A 15395-nucleotide genomic window follows, 5' to 3' on the forward strand; every position below is an offset into this window, starting at 1 on the left:
ATTCATGACGGCTGATTGGCGAACCGGCCTCCCGCTGTCCGCCTGCCAGCATTCTCAGCCGGCCTGTTTCAGAGCCGTTTTTTCGGCGCGCAGTTCCTCGATCGAGCGCACTTTGCGCCGCGCCGCACCCGCCCAGTCGCGGGTTTTCACCATCGATTTCGAAAGCCGCTCCTTGGCGGCCGGCACGGCATCGGCGTATTGCGGCAGCCAACGCGCCTGGGCGACGACCATCTCGTCGACCATCTGCCAGACCTCTTCCGGCGTCGACACCGCACCCACCAGCGGATCGTGCAGCACCGCGAGCTTGAGCAGGTCAATGTCGCCCGTAACAGCCGCATGCACCGACATGCGCTGAACGTTGATCGAAGCCATGCAGGTGGCCGCGCAGGCTTCCGGCAGCGTGATGCCTGACGCCATGTTGATGCCGAAGCGATCGACGAAACCGGGTGATTCGATGATCGCGTCCTGCGGCAGATTGGTGATGATGCCGGTGTTCTTGACGTTGAAGTGGCCGCGATAGACGCGGTTCGTCTCCAGCGCTTCGAGAATATGGCTGGCATGCTCGTTCGAGCGCTTCGATACGTCGAGCGGCTTCGACGCCGCTTCGAGGAATTGCGGATATTCCGTCTCGAACCAGTTGCGGGTTTCCGTGGAGTAGCGAAGATAGCCGCCGGTCTCGCCATGGATCCAGTCGGACATGTCGATCCAGCGGGTGATTTCGTCCGGCCGCTTGCGATACCAGGGCAGATATTCGGAGAGATGACCGTTGCTTTCGGTGGAGTAGACGCCGAAGCGCTTCAGCACGTCGATGCGCAGCTTTTCCTGCTGCGAATAGACCGGATGCGCCTCGAAGGCAGCCACCAGTTCGTCCTTGCCGATCTTGCGGCCGTTGAGCCGCAAATCGATGAACCAGGTCTGGTGGTTGATACCGGAGCAGACATAATCGAGTTCGCTGTGCGACTTGGCGCCGAGCACTTCGGCGATCTGTTCGGCGCCGTGCTGGACACCGTGGCAGAGGCCGACCGTATCGACCTTGCCATATTCGATCGCCGCCCAGGTGTTCATCGCCATCGGGTTGGCATAGTTGAGGAATTTGGCGCCTGGCTCGGCGACCTCCAATATGTCCTTGCAGAAGTCGAGGATGACCGGGATGTTGCGCTGGCCGTAGAGGATGCCCCCGGCGCAAATCGTGTCACCGACGCACTGGTCGATGCCGTATTTCAAGGGAATGCGGATATCGTCGGCATAGGCTTCGAGCCCGCCCACCCGCACGCAGCTGATGACGTAGCGCGCGCCTTCGAGCGCCTTGCGGCGGTCGGTCGTCGCCGTCACCCTGGTCGGCAGCTTGGTGGCCTCGACGATGCGGTCGAGGATCGCCTTGATCATTTGCAGATTGTGTTCGCTGAGATCGGTCAGCGCGAATTCGATGTCGCTGAATTCCGGGACGCACAAAATGTCGGTGAACAGCTTCTTGGTGAAGCCGACGCTGCCCGCGCCGATAATAGCGATTTTGAAACTCATCACCTTCACCTCGATCCATTCGAATGCCGGGTAAGGAGCAACAGGAAAGGGAATGGCGGCCCGCCTTGGCGCGCATGCCATTCGAGCCGGAATTCCGGCTCGTTCTCCTCCCCGCCCGCTCCTCGACCGCGGGTCTTTCGCGTTCTCAGGATTTGGATTATGCCGTTATTCCAGGGCGCGGCCAGAGAACGATTATGCTTTCGAGGGTAATTTTGTGCTGCATGATCTGATCGCCAACGGACAGTTGATGCGCACCATTTCGCTGCCGCGCGGCCGCCAGCGCCTGCATGCCATGCCGACCAGCACCGGCTATGAAGTACGCGAGGGCGTGACTTACGACTGGGATGGGCGCAAGCGCGGCCAGACGCCGTTCACCGTGCTGCAGCACACGATCAGCGGCACCGGCCAGCTGCGCTACGAGAACCGCAACTACCGCCTGCAGGCCAACGACACGCTGCTGGTGCTGGTGCCACACAACCATCGCTACTGGCTGGAGAAGGGCGACCGCTGGGAATATTTCTGGATCTCGATGAATGGCGAGGAGGCGCTGCGCGTCCACAAATCCATACTCAGCGTCTCCGGCCCGGTGTTTCGGCTGCAGCCGGAGACGATCGATCATCTCGCCGATTGCAGCCTGCGCCTGATCAAGGGCGGCGCTTCGCCTGGCGCTGCTTCGGCAATCGCCTATGAGGCGGCGATGGCGCTTTACGACGATGTCTTCGGCTCGCACGCCTTCACTGAGAAACAGAGCGTCATGCAGCCGGTCATCGATCATATCAACGCCAATCTCGACAAGCCCTTGCCCGTGGCCGAGCTCGTCCAGATCAGCGGCCTCAGCCGCGCCCATTTCTCGCGCTGCTTCGCCGAGAGCGAAGGCGTTCCGCCGGCCGAGTTCGTGCTGCAGCAGCGGCTGCAGCGGGCGGCGAAGCTGCTAACCAAAGCCGATTTCCTGCCAGTCAAGGAGGTCGCCATCCTGTGCGGCTTCGAGGACGCCAACTATTTCTCGAAAGTCTTCCGCCGGCTCTACGGCATCAACCCGACGCAGTTCCGCACCACCGGCATGTATGCCAGCCTGGGCAGCCTTCAGTAGAGCATGATCTCGAAAAGTGGATACCGGTTTCCGGAAGAGATCATGCTCGGAAAACAGGCCGGATGGCCGCCATCACCCGATGCGATTGCCACTTGCGGGATCGAACAGATGCAGCGCCGCCGGATCGGCAGACAGTCTTACCGTGTCGCCCGGCCGGATAGTGCTGCGTCCCATGACGAAGACACAAACCAGCTGGTTGGCGAGCCGGACATAGAACTGCGTCGACAGGCCGAGCGGCTCGACCACCTCGACCTCTGCCTTGAGCGGACCATCGTCGGCAAGCTGGATGTGCTCCGGCCGTAGCCCGACAGTAAGCACATCGCCATCCTTCAACGGCAAGCCATCAGGCAACCGCAGCTTCTGGCCGTCGGCCAGCACCGCGTCCACCTTGCCGCCCTTGGCCACTGTCGCCGGAAAGAAATTCATGCCGGGCGAGCCGATGAAGCCGGCCACAAAAGTATTGATCGGCCGATCGTAGAGTTCGAGCGGATGGCCGACCTGCTGCACATAGCCGTCATGCATGACGACGATGCGGTCGGCCATAGTCATGGCTTCGATCTGGTCGTGGGTGACATAGACCGATGTGGTCTTGAGCTGCTGGTGCAGCGCCTTGATCTCGGCGCGCATATGCACGCGCAATTTGGCGTCGAGATTGCTGAGCGGCTCGTCAAACAGAAACACTTTGGGATCGCGCACGATGGCGCGGCCCATGGCGACGCGCTGGCGCTGGCCGCCGGACAGTTGCCTGGGCAGACGGCCGAGGAAACTGTCGAGGCCGAGGCGCTTGGCCGCCGCCCCTACCCTGCCGTCGATCGTCGTCTTCTCCGCCTTCTTCAAAAGCAGGCTGAAACCCATATTCGACGACACATCCATGTGCGGATAGAGCGCGTAGGACTGGAACACCATGGCAATATCGCGGTCCTTCGGCGCGACATCGTTGACCAGCCGATCGCCGATATGGATCTCGCCGCCCGACACCTCCTCCAGCCCGGCAATCATGCGCAAAAGGGTCGACTTGCCGCAGCCGGACGGGCCGACCAGCACGACGAACTCGCCATCGGCGATCTCGAGGTCGACGCCGTGCAGGATGCGCAGCGAACCGTAATCCTTCTCGACGTTTTGCAGCGTGACGGAAGCCATCGATTATCCTTTGACCGCGCCGGCGGTGAGGCCGGTGACGAGATAGCGTTGCAGGAAGGCGAAGAAGATGCAGACCGGGATCAGCGCCAGGATCGACGCCGCCATCATCTGCCCCCAGTCCACGGCGAACTTGCCGATATAGGTGAGCAGGCCGACGGCAAAGGTCTTCTGGTCGTCGCTGGAGATCAGCATCAGCGCGAACAGCAATTCGCTCCAGGCGGCGGTGAAGACGAAGCCGAGCGTGGCGCCCATGCCGGGCAAGGTCAGCGGCACGATCACCTTGCGCATCGCCTGCGCCCGCGTGCAGCCGTCGATCATCGCCGCTTCCTCCAGATCCTTCGGAATGCCGTCGAAGAAGGACTGCATTAGAAAGGTGGCGAAGGCGGTGTTGAAGGCGGTGTAGATGATGATCAGACCAACCAGACTGTTGGTCAGGCCAAGCTCGCCCATGACGCGGTAGATCGGCGGAATGACCATCACCAGCGGGAAGGTTTGCGTCAGCAAAAGCATGATCGCCAGCGTTGCCTTGCCGCGAAAGGTGAAGCGCGACATGGCGTAGCCGGCGAGCGTGGCGATGACTGTCACCAGGGCCGCCGTCGACACCGAGACGATAACGCTGTTGAGGAAATAGCGGGGGAAGTCAGAGGCTTCCAGGACAGTGATGAAGTTGCGGAAGGTGGTCTGCGACGGCCACAGCGTGATGCCCTCGGAATAGAGCAGCCGCTCCGGCGTTACCGAAATCTTCAGCGTCCAGAAGATCGGAAACAGCGCAAAGATCATATAGGCGGCAATCGCCGCGTAGAGGCCGATGCCGCTGAAGATGCGCGAGGAGGTGGAGCGTCCGGCAATCATCAGACGTGCCTCACCAGCAAGCGGCGGATGGCGATCAGCGCGATCGCATAGGCGATGAGCAGTACCAGTAGCAGCACCGCCACCGCGGAGGCATAGCCCTTGTCCAGCGACTTGAAGGCGCTGACATAGATGTAGACCGGCACCGTGCTGGTCGAGCCGGCCGGCCCGCCCTCGGTCATGACGAAGATCAGATCGGCGAAGGTCGCGATCCAGATCGTACGCAGCATGACGGTGATGACGATGGTCGGCGCCAGGAACGGCAGCGTCACCTTGGTGAAGCGCTGCCAAGGCGAAGCGCCGTCGATTGCGGCCGCCTCATGCAGTTCCGACGGGATCGACTTCAGCGCCGCCAGCAGCGTGATGGCGAAGAACGGAATGCCGAACCAGATGTTGGCGATGATCGGCCCCCACATGGCGGTCGCCGGATCGGACAGCACATTGGTCGGCTCGGCCTTCAGCCCGAGCGTGAAGAGCCAATGCGGCAGTGGTCCGATGATCGGATTGAACAGCCACGCCCAGGTCAGGCCCGACAGGAAAGATGGCACCGCCCAGGGCAGGAACACCACCGCCTGCACGAACTTGCGCCCGACAAACGGTTTGTCGAGCAGCAACGCCAGACCCAGGCCGAGGAAGAACTGGAAGAACAGGCTGGCGACGGTCCACCACAGCGTGTTGACCAGCGCCTGCCCCAGCACCTGGTCGGTCAGCATCGCCTGATACTGGCCTAGACCGACATATTCGGATTTGAAGGCGGAGAACTTCCGGAACGAATAGCTGATGCCGATGATCAGCGGCACCAGCAGCACCACGACCAGCAGAACGATCGCCGGGCTGAGATAAAGCCAGGGCTCGATTGCTGCATGCGTCAGCCGCTTCTTTCGCGGCCGGCCGGCGGATCGTATTTCGGACACGGCATAAGTCATTAGCGCTCAACAATCATGGGTGGGTGCCGACAGCGGCAACAGCACCCTTCTCCCCGTTCACGGGGAGAAGATGCCGGCAGGCAGATGAGGGGCGGCGCCAGCCTTGGGGTGCTCGCGCTGCCCCTCATCCGGGCCTGTCTGTGCATGTCGTTGTCCCAAAACCGCTACGCACTTTTGGGCGACATGCATTCGGGCCACCTTCTCCCCGTAAACGGGGAGAAGGTGGAAGAACTACTTCTTGTTCTTGGCCAGCCAGTCCTGCTGTTCCTTGGTCAGGAACGCGGCCCATTGATCGGCAACGTCCTTGGCCGACTTCTGGCCGAGCAGCACTTCCTGGAAATTCTTGATCGCCACCTGGTCGACGAAATTGCCGAGGTTCTCCAGATGTGTCGGCGGCGTCACCATTTCATATTTGGAAGTGTCGCTGAGTTCGGTGAACCAGCCTTTGAACTGCTCGGTCTTGAAGTGGGCATCCTGGTCGGCGCCATTGTGGATCGGCACGACGCCGACTTCCTTGGCCCATTCGAGATTGTCCTTGGGCGACAACAGCGTCGCCATCAGCTTCCAGGCATCGTCCTTGTGCTGCGAATTGGCGAACATCGCCCACCCGGCATAGCCCAGCGTCGGATAGGATTTGCCGCTTGGCCCCACAGGCAGCGGCGCCACGGCAAAATCGTCGGCACTCATCTTGTCGGCAATGCCGATCAGCGCATCGGGATCCTGGTTGAGCATGGCGCAGGTGCCGGAATAGAAGCCGGTGACGGTCTCGTTAAAGCCCCAGCTCACCGCATCCTTGGGCGCCAGCCCGTCCTTGTACATGTCGGCCAGCATCTGCAGGCCCTTGACCGAGCCCTCCTCGTTGATGGTCGAGGTGCCGTCCTCGTTGAAGTAGCCGCCCTTGCCAGCGGCGATGTTCATGAACATGTGCATGCCGTTGAAGGCGCCCGGCCCACCACGCAGGCAATAGCCGTACTTGCCTGGAATGGCGGAGATCTTCTTGGAGTCGGCGATGAAGTCGTCGAGTGTCGCCGGCGGGCCGTCGAGACCGGCCTCCTTGAACAGCTTCTTGTTCCAGAACAGCGCATTCACATAGTAGCCGTACGGGATCATGAACTGGGTGTTGTTGACGGTCGAGCCGAACTGCTTGGCGCGGTCGCCGAGCGTTTTGGCATCATCCCATTTGGCCATGTAGGGACCGAGATCCTCGAGCTGGCCGTTGGTGGCGTAGAGGCCCATCCAGCGCTCCGGCATCTCGACGATGTCGGGCGTATCGCCGGCCTGCACCATGGTGAGGAATTTCTCGAACGCCTGGCCCCAGGGCAGCGAGACCACCTCGACCTTGACGCCGGCATTGGCGGCCTCGAACTCGGCGATCTGCTTCTTCAGGAATTCGGTGCGCTGCGGGCTGGTGATGACCTCGACCAGCTTGAGGGTGGTGTCGGCCAATGCGCCGCTGGCGGACATCGCCAGGCCGGCAGCGGTGGCAAGCATGATGCTCAGTCGTTTCATGTTCAGAACTCCCATTTTGAACCCAGTCATTTTTTTGCTTTGTCGAAGGCCTGGCCGATGTCGACCCAGAGGTCTTCGACGCTTTCCAATCCGACATTGAAGCGGATGGTTCGGGGGCTGACGCCGAAGCGCGCCATCGAATTGAGACCCGGTGTCTGCTCGAGCGAGGCCTTTGCCGGCACGACGAGGCTTTCATGACCGCCCCAGCTGACGCCGATGCGGAAAAATTTCAGCGCATCGACGAAAGCGGGAATGTCGACATCCTCCGTCACCTCGAAGGAGAACAGCCCGGCATAGCCGGCAAGCGTCTTCTTGCCGGGATGGTTGGAATAGGCGGGATGATTGACCCGCTCGACCTTGTCATGCGCCTTCAAGCGCTCGGCGATGATGAGCCCGCTCTTCATGTGATGCGGCAGTCTCAGCGGCAGCGTGCGCAGGCCGCGCAACAGCAGCCAGCCCTCGAAGGGCGACAGCTTTGCGCCAAGCTGCGAGTAGGTCTGGTCGTTGATGTGCTTGATATGGGCGGCCGAGCCCGCCACCACACCGGCGACGGTATCGCTGTGGCCGCCGAGATATTTCGAGGCCGAGTGCAGCACCAGATCGACGCCGTGCAGGATCGGCTTCTGGAACACCGGCGTCGCCCAGGAATTGTCGATTGTGGTGACGATGCCCTGCTCTTTCGCCAGCCGCGTCAGATGTTCGAGATCCTGCAGCTCGAACATCATCGAGGTCGGGCTTTCCAGGTAGAGCAGTTTCGCACCGGGAAGTGCCGCGGCCACCGCATCCGGATCGGAGCCGTCGACATAGTCGACCTTGATATGCAGGCGCGGAAACAGCCGCTCGAACAGTCGGTAGGCGTCGCCATAGCAATTGCGCACCGCAAGGATGCGTTCGCCTGCGCCGACGAAAGCCAGCAACGTCGCGCTGATCGCAGCCATGCCGCTCGAAAAACCACGTGCGGCTTCAGCACCTTCAAGCGCTGCGACGCGCGACTCGAATTCCATCACCGTCGGATTGTCGCCGCGCGAATAGATCGGCTGTTTCCTGCGCCCGGCAAAGGTGTCGGCCATGTCGGCATAGCTGGCGAAGGTGAACAGCGAGGTCTGGTAGATCGGCGGCACCACCGCATTGCCGGGGAACGGGTCGTCATGCGCCAGAAGCGTCGCCGCCTCGGCAAGATAGTCGCTGCCGGAAATGCCTGGGTCGAAGCTGTGCTCGTTCATGTGCGGACCGAAAGTTTGAGGTTGGCGGCGCCGCGCTTCAAATCGTCCTCGACCGTGGCGATCAGCTTCAGCGCTTCGGCCCGGGCGCCTTCCGGATCGTGCGCGGCGATGCAGTCGAACATGGTGCGGTGGTAGGGAAAGCTTGCGTGGCCGAAATCGCGCACGCCGAGCGGATGTTCCCAGAAGCGGTGGAACAGTTCGTGCATGGCGGCGATAATCTGCTCGAACAGCGGATTGCCGCAGGCGCGGTAGATCGCCTGATGGAATTCCCAGTCCTCTTCCGACGACATGCCGGCGCGGCTGAGAAACTCTTCCTCCATGATGTCGAGCTTGCGCTCGATCTCGGCGAGGTCGTCCTTGTCGGCACGAATGGCGCAAAGGGCGGCGGCTTCCGCTTCCAGCGCGCGGCGGATTTCCAGCGTGCGCATCAGGCCGGTGAAATCATTGCCGCCGGCAAGCGTCAGCGGCATGTGCAGCATGTCGAGCGAGACGGCGGCCTTGAGATAGGTGCCCGAGCCCTGCCGGCGCTCGACCAGGCCAAGCCCTTCCCAGCGCGTCAGCGCCTCGCGCACCGTGTTGCGGCTGACCTTCAGACGCTCAGCGAGGATGCGTTCGGTCGGCAGCCTCTCACCGGGTTCCAGCTTCTCGCGCATGACGAAGCCGGCCAACGCCTTCAGCACCGCGTCGTCGCGGGCCGTCGTCTGGATCGGCGGAAGGCTGAATTCGGTCACCGGGGCTATTACCGAAGTGGTTCAATGGTCCAACCAATTTCTGCACAGACGAAGGGACCTGTCAACAGTGGAAACGCAGCGAGGCCGAAGGGCCAGGGGATGCACCTTCGGCCTTGCTGCTTCAGCCGTGGATGCGCGCCGGCGCAGCGGCGGCGCGAGCCTCGCGCCAGCGAGCGAAGATTGCCTCGCGAACCCGCCTCGAAGCAGAGAGGCGCTTTTTTGCCTGCGCCAGCACCGCAGGCGACGCCTCGGCGGGCGTGCCGGACCGAAAGGGGGGAGCCGGGGCGTATTCGAGCGAGAGCTGCACGATCTCGGCCTCCTCCTGTCCAAGCAGCCTCGCAACCAGCGCCAGGCCGAAGTCGATCCCCGAAGTGACGCCGCCGGCGGTGATGAGCTTGCCGTCTTCGACGATACGCTCGTCGACCGGGATCGCTCCGAACTCCTCAAGGAAATCATGCGCATACCAGTGCGTGGTCGCGCGCTTGCCCCTCAGCAGTCCGGCCGCCCCAAGCACCAGGGCACCGCTGCAAACGGAGGTGATGTAGCGCACCTGCCCCGCGCGCTCCCACACGAAATCGAGGACTGTCTGGTCCTCCAGCAGCGCGTTGACCCCGCCCCCGCCAGGAATGCACAGCACGTCGAGGGGCCGGCAATCGTCAAAGGTCGCGGTTGGCGTCAGCGAGAGGCGCGTCGATGACGTCACCGGGTTGCGATCCTTCCAGATCAGTTCCACCTCGGCATCCTTGGCCGATGCCAGGACTTCGTATGGGCCGGTGAGGTCGAGTTGTTGGACGTCGGGGAATACGAGGATGCCGAAACGAAGGGGCATGGAAATCTCCGTGGGTTGACTTCCGGCAATCTACGGCATCATGGTTTGGCACGATTGCCATTCATCCCTCGCTTCGGGCCAAACCAATGCGCCGTATCGAAGTACTTGCCTATCCCGACATCCAGCTCCTCGACGTCAGCGGACCGCTGCAGGTCTTTGCCAGCGCCAATGATTTCAAAAGGCAGGCCGGCGAACCGGCTCCTTACGAGGTCGTGGTCGTCGCCGCCTCACCGCGCATCCGGACATCGGCCGGTCTCGTGCTGGAGGCAGCAGTGCTGCCGGCGAACGGAGGTAAGATCGACACGCTGGTCGTGCCCGGCGGATGGGGCGTCAACGCGGCCTGCGACGATCCCGTGCTGATCCAGTGGATCGCCAGCCGCTCGCGCGATGCCACGCGAACCGCTTCCGTCTGCAGCGGCGCCATGCTGCTGGCGACGGCTGGCCTGCTCGACGGGCGTCGCGCGGTGACCCATTGGGGACGCTGCGCGGAGTTCGCCCGCCGCTTTCCCGCGGTCCGCCTCGAACCTGACCCGATCTTCATTCGTGACGGCAATGTCTGGACATCAGCTGGTGTAACGGCGGGGATCGATCTCGCCCTCTCCCTCGTCGAGGCCGACCTTGGCCGGCACACGGCGCTTGCCGTGGCGCGCGAATTGGTGGTCTTCCTGAAACGTCCCGGTGGCCAGGCGCAATTCAGCCAGACCCTCAAGCTGCAGCAAGGCGACGGACGCTTCGACCGGCTGCATGGCTGGATCCTCGAAAATCTGGCCGGTGACCTGTCGCTCACGCAGTTGGCCGACCACGCCAATATGAGCCCGCGCAGCTTCTCGCGGCGCTATCGCGAGGCCACCGGCCGGACACCTGCCCGCGCGATCGAGGAGATCCGGATCGAGGCGGCGCGGCGGATGCTGGAGCGGGGCCAGCCCGTCAACCAGACGGCCCGCCGCTGCGGTTTCGGCTCGGAAGAAACCATGCGGCGCGGCTTTCTGCGCGTGCTGGGCACCAACCCGCGCGCCTATCGCGAGCGTTTCTGATCGCTACGGCTTGCGCCATTAAGCCGGCGGTCGACGCCGTAGAAATAGAGCCTCTCCAGCGTTCAGGCGGGATGCTGTAGCTGGCTGAGCCCGCCATCGACGACGAGGGTCGCCGCGTTCATGAACGGGCACTCCTCAGAAATCATGAACACAGCGGCCAGCGCGATCTCGCGCGCCGAGGCGATGCGGCCGCCGGGATGCAGCGCCAGCGTCTTGGCGCGCGCCGCAACCGGATCGGCAAAACTGTTCCAATAGTCGGTCGCCTTCTGCGTCTCGACATAACCGGGCGCCAGCGCGTTCACGCGCACGCCCTGCCCGGCATATTCCAGCGCCAGCGACTTGGTCAGCCCAAGCAGCGCGTGCTTGGCCACGGGATAGGGGAAGGTATGAGGGATGATGGTGAAGCTGTGCGTCGAGGCGATGTTGAGGATCGCGCCACCGCCATTTGCGATCATTGCCGGCAGCACCGCCTTGGCGCAGTTCCAGGCGCCTTTGACGTTGACATCGAAATTGCGATTCCACTCCTCCTCGGTCGCCTCGAGCGGCGTCGAGAACACATTCATCCCGGCATTGTTGATCAGCGCGTTGATCGGCCCGATCGCGTCGGTCGCCCGGCTGACGGCAGCGGCAATCGCGGCCCCGTCGCTGATGTCGGCTGCGGTATGTCCGACATGGCCCTGCGGTGCGGCAAGGCCGGCGACCGTTTTGTCCAGCAGCGCGCCGTCGCGATCGACCAGGAACAGTTTTGCCCCTTCGGCCAGGCAGGCCTCGGCGATGGCAAGCCCGATGCCTTGCGCGGCGCCGGTGAGGAAGATGCGTTTGCCGGACAGGCGCTCAGCCATGGCTGTCACTCCACTGGAAGACGGATCAGCGCCGGCCCAGTGCCGACGAACGCAGATTGTCGAGCAAAACGGCAAGCAGCAGGATCACGCCGCGCACAATGTATTGGTAGAACGCCGGGATGTTGAGCAGGTTCATGGCGTTTTCGGCGATGCCCATGATCAGCACGCCGACGATGACGCCCGACATGGTGGCGCGGCCGCCGGCAAGCGAGACGCCGCCGAGCACGCAGGCCGAGATGACCGAGAGTTCAAGCCCGACCGCCGCATTGGGCTGGCCCGACGTGATGCGCGAGGCCAAAAGGATGCCGGCGATGCCGCAAACCACGCCTTGCAGCGCAAAGATCCAGATGCGCGTCCAGTCGACATTGACGCCGGCCAGGCGCGAAGCCTCCGGGTTGCCGCCGATGGCCAGCGTGTTCTTGCCGAACACGGTACGATTGAGGACAAAACCGAAGATGCAGAACAGCACGGCCAGGACCCAGACCGGCGTCGGAATGCCGAACAGCTTCGACAGCGCCAGTTGGTAGAAATCCGGGCTGTTGATGCCGACGGCGCGGCCGTCCGATGCGATCAGCGCAAGGCCGCGCACGATCTGCATGGTGGCGAGCGTCGTGATCAGTGCGTTGATGCGGAATTTGGCGATGACGACGCCATTGATGAAGCCGACGAAGGCGCCGCAGGCGATTGCCGCGAGAAGCCCGAGCAGGATCGAACCGGTATAGTTCGACGCCATCACCGCGACCATGCCGGCAAAGGCGACGATGGAGCCGACCGAGAGGTCGAAGTCGCGCGCGGCAAGGCAGAACATCATGGTGCAGGCGACAATGCCGACGGTGACCACCGACTGCAGCAGGCCGAGCATGTTGCGGTCAGTCAGAAAATTCGGCACCAGCAGCGACACCAGCGCGAAGGCGACGATGAAGATCACGACGAGGCCCTGTTCGCCGAGCAGGATCTTCTTCAACTGATCGGTCATGGCAAAGATCCTCAGGATGCGATCGCGTCGGGGGTTTTCTGATCGGGAAGAGCGGCGGCCAGGATCGCTTTTTCGGCGAACTGGTCGCGCGCGAGTTCGGCGCTGACCCGCCCGCCGCACATCACCAGGATGCGGTCGCAAATGCCCATCACTTCCGGCAATTCGGACGAGACGACGACGATCGCCATGCCGTCTTCGGCAAGCTGGTAGAGCAGTTCGTAGATTTCCGCTTTGGCGCCGACGTCGATACCGCGTGTCGGCTCGTCGACGATAAGCACGCGCACGCCCTGCTCCGACAGCCAGCGGCCGAGAATGACCTTCTGCTGGTTGCCGCCGGAGAGGTTGATGATGTCCTGCTTGCGCGACGGCGTGCGCACCTTGAGCTTCTTGATGAAGGTCTCGGCGGTGGCGATCTCGCTGGCGCGGTTCAGGATTCCGAAGCGCGTGTGATGACGCCGCGACGAGATGTTGATGTTCTCCTCGATCGAGCGGCCCTGGATGATGCCGTCATGCTTGCGGTCTTCCGAGCACAAAACGATGCCGGCGCGGATCGCGTCATGCGGATCGGTGGCATGAACGACCTTGCCATCAACGGTAATGGTGCCGCCTGAGCGCGGGTCGGCGCCGAAGACCAGCCGCATCAGTTCGGAGCGGCCCGCGCCGATCAGACCGAAGAAGCCGACGATCTCGCCCGCCCTCGCCTCGAAGCTGGCGGGCGTCGTCAGTTTTACTCCGCAAACAGCGTCGACCTTCAGCCGGACATCGCCAGCCGGGCGTGGGCGAAACCCCCAGATGTCGGAGATTTCGCGGCCAACCATTTCGGCGACGACCTGATCGCGCGTGACGTCTTTCAGTGACGCATGGTGCGCCGCGAGCTTGCCGTCGCGCAGCACGGTCAGGCTGTCGCAGAGGCGGAACACTTCGTCCAGCCGGTGCGAGACATAGATGATGACCTTGCCCTCGCCGCGCAGGCGGTCGATCAGGGCAAACAGAATTTCGCTTTCGCGCGACGACAATGACGAGGTCGGCTCATCCAGAGCGATGACGCGCGCGTCGAGCATGATCGCCTTGGCGATCTCGACCATCTGCCGTTCGCCGATGGACAGCGTCTTGACCTTGCGGCTGATATCGATGTCGATGCCCGCCGATTTCAGCTTGGCGCCGACGTCTTCCAGCATTCTGGCGCGGGCGATGATGCCGGCGTTGGTGGGGAAGCGGCCAAGGCTGAGGTTTTCGGCAACAGTGAGCTCAGGAACCAGCTGTAGCTCCTGGTGGATGACGATGACGCCATTGTCGAAGGCATCTCGCGTCGTTGCATAGGCTTGCATCTTGCCGTCGATGAGGATCTCGCCGTCATCGGCATGCTGGTCGCCCGACAGGATCTTGATCAGCGTGGATTTGCCGGCGCCGTTCTCGCCCATCAAGCCATGCACGGCGCCCTTGTCGACGCTGAACGAGACGCCGGACAGCGCCTTGACGCCCGGATAGGTCTTGGTGATTTCCGAGAAGTCGAGAAAGGACATGGGGCGCCTATCCTTTTGCCATGCCAAACAGGCGGCGACTGTGAGCCGCCGCCTGTTTGTACAGGGAGGATTATTCGATGCCGAGACCCTTGCGGACCGTCTGGTAGTCGTCGCGCTTGGCCAGCGCACCGGCGGTCAGGATGAGCTTCTCGGGTTCCTTGTTGTTGGCGACCCAGTCATACATGTTGAGCGCAGTCTCGTAGCCGTGACGCTTCGGCGAGATGATCACCGTGCCGACGAAGCCGGTGGCGGTCGGCTTCTTGAACTCGTTGATCGCCGAATCCGCGCCGCCAATGCCGACGCCGATCACGTTTTCGGCCGGGATGCCGACGCTTTCGGAAGCGCGCACGGCGCCGAGAACGGCTTCGTCGTTGAGGCCGAAGGAGACCCACTTCTTGATGTCGGCATGGGCGTTGAGTACCACCGTCGCCGCATTGAGCGCAGCCTCGGTATCGGTCTTGGCCTGCGGCGCGTCAAAGATGTTTTCGGCCTTGAAGCCGTTGGCCTTGAGCACCGAAATGGCGCCTTCGACCCGGTCGACGGCGGTCGGCAACTGATCATAGGAGACGCGGATGGCGCCAACCTCGTCGGCCTTCCAGCCGCGCGCCTTCATTTCGTCGACGATCGCCTGGCCGACGGCCTCGCCGATCTTGGTCGCCGAAATGCCCATATGCGGCACGTCTTCCAGCGCCTTCCCGTCTGCGCCGACCAGACGGTCATCAACCGTCATCAGCTTGAGATTGTTGGCGGCGGCCTTGGCGACGATGCCGGGGCCGAGCTTCACATCAGGCGTGCAGACGATGAAGCCTTGCGCGCCCTGCGCGCCGAGATTGTCGATCGCCGACATCAGCTTCTCACCGTCCTCGGCGCCGATCTTGACCAGGGTAAAACCCTTCTCCTTGGCGGCCTGGTCGGCGAACTTCCATTCGTCCTGGAACCACGGCTCCTCGGGCTGTTTGACGATAAAACCTATCTTGGTGTCCTGAGCATATGCAGCGATGGTCGTGACGGACAGCACGGCAAGGGCGCCCGCGACGAGCGCGGTCTTCAGAAGTCGCATGATTACCTCCCAGCGATGGCCGGGCGCTCAGCCCGGATGCAGAGTCTCTAATTCTTTTTATCATACTCGTCAATTGATCTGGTATGATAATTGAGCTACATGCTCTGACCAGGGATCGCTGGCGCAAATCATCCGCATCCGG

At 62.7% G+C, this 15395-nt stretch carries 14 protein-coding genes; 2 read left to right on the forward strand and 12 right to left on the reverse strand.

The genetic code is table 11. The features are described 5' to 3' along the window. Window positions 1–54: 54 nt before the first annotated feature. Window positions 55–1521: an alpha-glucosidase/alpha-galactosidase gene (gene melA, locus ACYG9V_RS25250; protein WP_352763139.1), complete on the reverse strand. Its 1467-nt coding sequence runs from the start codon at window positions 1519–1521 to the stop codon at window positions 55–57. Between the two features lie 247 nt (window positions 1522–1768). Between melA and ACYG9V_RS25255 the strand changes: the two genes are divergently transcribed. Continuing rightward, a complete protein-coding gene (locus ACYG9V_RS25255; RefSeq protein WP_081727386.1) occupies window positions 1769–2611 on the forward strand; it encodes an AraC family transcriptional regulator in 843 nt (280 codons plus the stop codon). A gap of 72 nt (window positions 2612–2683) precedes the next feature. Here ACYG9V_RS25255 and ACYG9V_RS25260 read toward each other — a convergent pair whose 3' ends face one another. From ACYG9V_RS25260 to ACYG9V_RS25290, 7 genes are all read right to left on the reverse strand, one after another. Continuing rightward, the gene (locus ACYG9V_RS25260) at window positions 2684–3751 is read right to left on the reverse strand and encodes an ABC transporter ATP-binding protein (protein WP_023685295.1); all 1068 of its coding nucleotides are present in this window, start codon (window positions 3749–3751) and stop codon (window positions 2684–2686) included. 3 nt (window positions 3752–3754) lie between these two features. Then, on the reverse strand, window positions 3755–4603 hold the full coding sequence (locus ACYG9V_RS25265; protein WP_023668128.1) for a carbohydrate ABC transporter permease: 849 nt from the start codon (window positions 4601–4603) through the stop codon (window positions 3755–3757). Further along, a complete protein-coding gene (locus tag ACYG9V_RS25270) occupies window positions 4603–5526 on the reverse strand; it encodes a carbohydrate ABC transporter permease (RefSeq protein ID WP_023685296.1) in 924 nt (307 codons plus the stop codon). The genes ACYG9V_RS25265 and ACYG9V_RS25270 overlap by 1 nt, the downstream gene beginning before the upstream one ends. Window positions 5527–5757: 231 nt before the next feature. Beyond that, window positions 5758–7035 carry an ABC transporter substrate-binding protein gene (locus ACYG9V_RS25275; RefSeq protein WP_023685297.1) on the reverse strand — a complete coding sequence of 426 codons (1278 nt, stop codon included), beginning with the start codon at window positions 7033–7035 and terminating at the stop codon, window positions 5758–5760. Window positions 7036–7061: 26 nt separating this feature from the next. Then, on the reverse strand, window positions 7062–8258 hold the full coding sequence (locus ACYG9V_RS25280; RefSeq protein WP_023725462.1) for a PLP-dependent transferase: 1197 nt from the start codon (window positions 8256–8258) through the stop codon (window positions 7062–7064). Beyond that, window positions 8255–8989 (reverse strand): FadR/GntR family transcriptional regulator, encoded by a 735-nt coding sequence (locus ACYG9V_RS25285; protein ID WP_023668124.1) that lies wholly within the window; start codon window positions 8987–8989, stop codon window positions 8255–8257. The genes ACYG9V_RS25280 and ACYG9V_RS25285 overlap by 4 nt, the downstream gene beginning before the upstream one ends. Before the next feature lie 121 nt (window positions 8990–9110). Continuing rightward, window positions 9111–9818, reverse strand: coding sequence for a DJ-1/PfpI family protein (locus ACYG9V_RS25290; RefSeq protein WP_023702130.1), 708 nt, complete (start codon window positions 9816–9818; stop codon window positions 9111–9113). 86 nt (window positions 9819–9904) lie between these two features. Between ACYG9V_RS25290 and ACYG9V_RS25295 the strand changes: the two genes are divergently transcribed. Continuing rightward, the gene (locus ACYG9V_RS25295) at window positions 9905–10852 is read left to right on the forward strand and encodes a GlxA family transcriptional regulator (protein WP_023712134.1); all 948 of its coding nucleotides are present in this window, start codon (window positions 9905–9907) and stop codon (window positions 10850–10852) included. A 62-nt stretch (window positions 10853–10914) separates the two neighbouring features. On the opposite strand, the gene ACYG9V_RS25300 is transcribed toward ACYG9V_RS25295, so the two are convergent. From ACYG9V_RS25300 to ACYG9V_RS25315, 4 genes are all read right to left on the reverse strand, one after another. Then, window positions 10915–11694, reverse strand: coding sequence for an SDR family oxidoreductase (locus ACYG9V_RS25300; RefSeq protein ID WP_023739508.1), 780 nt, complete (start codon window positions 11692–11694; stop codon window positions 10915–10917). A 25-nt stretch (window positions 11695–11719) separates the two neighbouring features. Beyond that, window positions 11720–12670, reverse strand: coding sequence for an L-arabinose ABC transporter permease AraH (araH, locus tag ACYG9V_RS25305; protein ID WP_023668120.1), 951 nt, complete (start codon window positions 12668–12670; stop codon window positions 11720–11722). Between the two features lie 11 nt (window positions 12671–12681). Beyond that, window positions 12682–14193 carry an L-arabinose ABC transporter ATP-binding protein AraG gene (gene araG, locus ACYG9V_RS25310; RefSeq protein WP_023833960.1) on the reverse strand — a complete coding sequence of 504 codons (1512 nt, stop codon included), beginning with the start codon at window positions 14191–14193 and terminating at the stop codon, window positions 12682–12684. A 70-nt stretch (window positions 14194–14263) separates the two neighbouring features. Then, window positions 14264–15253, reverse strand: a complete 990-nt coding sequence (locus ACYG9V_RS25315; RefSeq protein ID WP_023668118.1) for an arabinose ABC transporter substrate-binding protein — start codon at window positions 15251–15253, stop codon at window positions 14264–14266. Between the last annotated feature and the right edge of the window lie 142 nt (window positions 15254–15395).

The organism is Mesorhizobium sp. W016 (assembly GCF_054719485.1).